Below are 3112 nucleotides of genomic sequence, written 5' to 3' on the forward strand. Positions count from 1 at the left end.
GACCGCAACAATGTGTCGTCACCGACGAAGGCCGGCACGGTCGATACGCTCCCGTCGATGTGGTGATATGTCAGCCGAAGAGGCTGTACTGGACGACCGGCATCGATCGCGGCCTGAAACATTGCCGGATAGAAGAACCCTTGGTGCGATGGCCCAGTGAGGCCGCACCAGGTGGTGCCTTCAGGAAACGCCACCACGGTTTGACCGGCTCGCAGCCGACGGGCGACGATGTCGACCACCGCGGGCAGCCTCCGCAGACTGGACCGCTCGATCGGGATGATCTTCAGGATGCGAGCCACGATCCCAGTTGCGGGCCCGGTGAACATATCGGCACGGGCGACGAAGGACCCTGGCAACACAGCGCCGATGGCGAAGACATCCAGCCAAGACATGTGGCTGCTGACCACCAGGACTCCGCGCAGGTTACGAATCGGGCTACCCGATACCGTGATCCGCACGCCGAAGCAGCGCAGCATCAACCGACAATAGGCGCGTTGCGTGTGCGTGCGGCCCGGCAGCGGCACCGCCGCCAGCGGCAACCCCGGTGCCAGCAGCACCAGCAGCATGACCCGCAGCGCCACCCGCAGCACGACCAGCGGCCGCCGCGACGCAGCAGCGTTATCCTTGCGCACACAGTTGATATCGCACGATGTCCGCGGCAGCCAGGCATGCCCGCTGACCGTGGAAGTGCACCCTAGGCTGTTCACGGAGTCGTTCCGCCTGCCATCGCTCCGGCCAGCTCCGAGGCGGCTGAAACTGACCGCAGTCGCCGCAGATAGCGGGTATCGGCGTCACGCTTATCCAGCAGCATGCAGAAGTCCCCCGAACCGAAGTCCGGGTCGTGCGCCGGCTCACCGCAGACCCGTGCTCCCAGTCGCAGGTAGCCGCGCATCAGCGGCGGAACCGTCGGCCGTTGCGGCGGCGGAATATCGTCGATGCCCCGACCCTGCACTTGCACCGGGCGATACGGGTACACCCGGTGCTGCGGCGCGGCGGCATGTCGTTGCAGCACAAAGTCGCGGACGCCACGAATCTGCCTGCCTGCAGCGGGATCGCCGGCGATCGGGACCGACACACAACCGGTGACATAGTCATGGCCGTATCGGTCAAGATAGGCCAGGATGCCCGCCCACATCAGTAGCACTACGCCACCGTTGCGGTGACCTTCGCGCACCACGGCGCGGCCCATCTCGACCCACGACGACCGCAACGGATCGAATGAGCGAATATCGAATTCCGTTGCGGTATAAAGGCCTCCGGCCGCGATGGCACCCGCCGGCGGCAGCATTCGGTAACAACCCACCAGCTCGCCGGTGTGGTCATTACGCACCAACAGGTGGTCGCAAAACTCGTCGAACGGTTCGACGTCCAGGTGCGCGCCACGTTGCCCTGAGCCCGCCGCCGGCACGGCGAAGCCGGGAGTACTGCTGAACACGTCGTAGCGGAGCCGCTGCGCGGCCGCAACGAGGGTGGGATCGGTGGACAGCAACAGGGAATAACGCGGCCCAGCAGACGAACTTGACGCGGTGCCATGCGGCTTCTCGCTGGGTATCAGGACAGAAGCAATGCTCATGGCACCAACGTGACGCAACCGGTCAGCTAACCGGCATCAACGTTGTGACATGTCGGTGCACGTCAGATGACGAAATGCCGTGGGTGACCACGACACGCTATCACCGCGGGGGCGTCAGCCCTTACGAGCCTTGATCCCGTCGGTCAGCTGCGGCGCCACCTTGAACAGGTCACCGACGACACCGAAGTCCGCGATCTCGAAGATCGGTGCTTCCTCGTCCTTGTTGACCGCGACGATGGTCTTTGAGGTCTGCATGCCCGCGCGGTGCTGGATCGCCCCGGAGATACCCAACGCAATGTAGAGCTGGGGCGACACCGTCTTACCGGTCTGGCCTACCTGGAACTGACCCGGGTAGTAGCCGGAATCCACCGCGGCACGCGATGCTCCGACTGCGGCGCCCAACGAGTCGGCCAGCGCCTCGACCACGCTGAAGTTCTCCGCGCTGCCGACACCGCGGCCGCCGGACACCACGACGGTGGCCTCGGTCAGCTCCGGGCGGTCGCCGGCAACCGCGGGCTCGCGAGCGGTGATCTTGGTGGCGTTCTCGGCGGGAGCCGGCACCTCCACGCTGACCTGCTCACCCGCGCCGGCGGCTGGCTGCGCCTCAACGGCCCCCGCCCGCACCGTGATCACCGGGATGTCGCCGTTGGCCCGCGCCTCGACGGTGAACGCACCACCGAAAATGCTATGGACGCCCACTGCCCCTTCTCGAACGTCCACGACGTCGACCAACAGACCGGATCCGATCCGGGCCGCCAGCCGGCCGCCGATCTCCTTGCCGTCGGCGGTGGCGGCCAACAGCACGGCGGCCGGAGCCGATGATTCGGCCAACGCGGCCAACACATCAACCACCGGCGTGATCAAGTATTTGCCGACGGCGTCGGACTCGGCGACGTAGATTTTGGCGGCGCCGGCCGCCTTCAACCCGTCAACCAGCGACGCGGTCGTTCCCGGCGTGCCGACCACGACAGCAGCCGGCTCACCCAGCGCGCGGGCGGCGGTGATCAATTCGGCGCTGACCTTTTTCAGCGCACCTTCAGCGTGCTCGACAAGCACCAGTGCTTCAGCCATGGGTAATATCGCTCTTCTCTGTCAGGGACGTGCGCTCTAAATGATCTTCTGGGCAACCAGGTACTGCACGATCTGGTTGCCGCCGTCGCCCTCATCGGTGACCTTCTCGCCCGCGGTTTTGGCCGGCTTCGGCGTCGACACCAACACCGTCGACCCGGCGTTGGCCAGCCCGACCTCGTCGGCCTCGACACCGATCTCGGCCAACGTCAACACCGTGACTTCTTTCTTCTTGGCGGCCATGATGCCTTTGAAGGAGGGGAAGCGCGGCTCGTTGATCTTCTCGTTCACACTGACCACCGCGGGCAGCGCGGCCTCGAGGGTGAACACGCCCTCATCCGTTTCGCGTTCACCGGTGATTTTGCCGCCCGCAACCGAGATTTTGCGCAGGTGGGTGAGCTGCGGCAGGCCCAGGTACTCGGCGATGATCGCCGGAACCGCGCCGCCGACGCCATCGGTGGATTCGTTGCC

The 3112-nt window shown here is 65.7% G+C and carries 4 protein-coding genes; all 4 read right to left on the bottom strand.

Annotated features, from left to right (window positions below):
* Window positions 1-707 (bottom strand): lysophospholipid acyltransferase family protein (locus AC2VNT_RS15335; protein ID WP_486947672.1); only part of this gene is annotated, 707 nt, incomplete at its 3' end.
* Window positions 704-1573 (bottom strand): GNAT family N-acetyltransferase, encoded by an 870-nt coding sequence (locus AC2VNT_RS15340; RefSeq protein WP_486947673.1) that lies wholly within the window; start codon window positions 1571-1573, stop codon window positions 704-706. The genes AC2VNT_RS15335 and AC2VNT_RS15340, both read right to left, overlap by 4 nt.
* A gap of 114 nt (window positions 1574-1687) precedes the next feature.
* Window positions 1688-2644, bottom strand: a complete 957-nt coding sequence (locus AC2VNT_RS15345; protein WP_486947674.1) for an electron transfer flavoprotein subunit alpha/FixB family protein — start codon at window positions 2642-2644, stop codon at window positions 1688-1690.
* A 36-nt stretch (window positions 2645-2680) separates the two neighbouring features.
* The coding region (locus AC2VNT_RS15350) for an electron transfer flavoprotein subunit beta/FixA family protein (RefSeq protein WP_486947675.1) at window positions 2681-3112 on the bottom strand (432 nt) is incomplete at its 5' end.

It is taken from the genome of Mycobacterium sp. TH-M15 (assembly GCF_057473705.1).

Excerpts from the sequence above, each read along its gene's own strand:
- AC2VNT_RS15340 (WP_486947673.1), bottom strand. The coding sequence starts at position 1,573 with ATGAGCATTGCTTCTGTCCTGATACCCAGCGAGAAGCCGCATGGCACC.
- AC2VNT_RS15345 (WP_486947674.1), bottom strand. The coding sequence starts at position 2,644 with ATGGCTGAAGCACTGGTGCTTGTCGAGCACGCTGAAGGTGCGCTGAAA.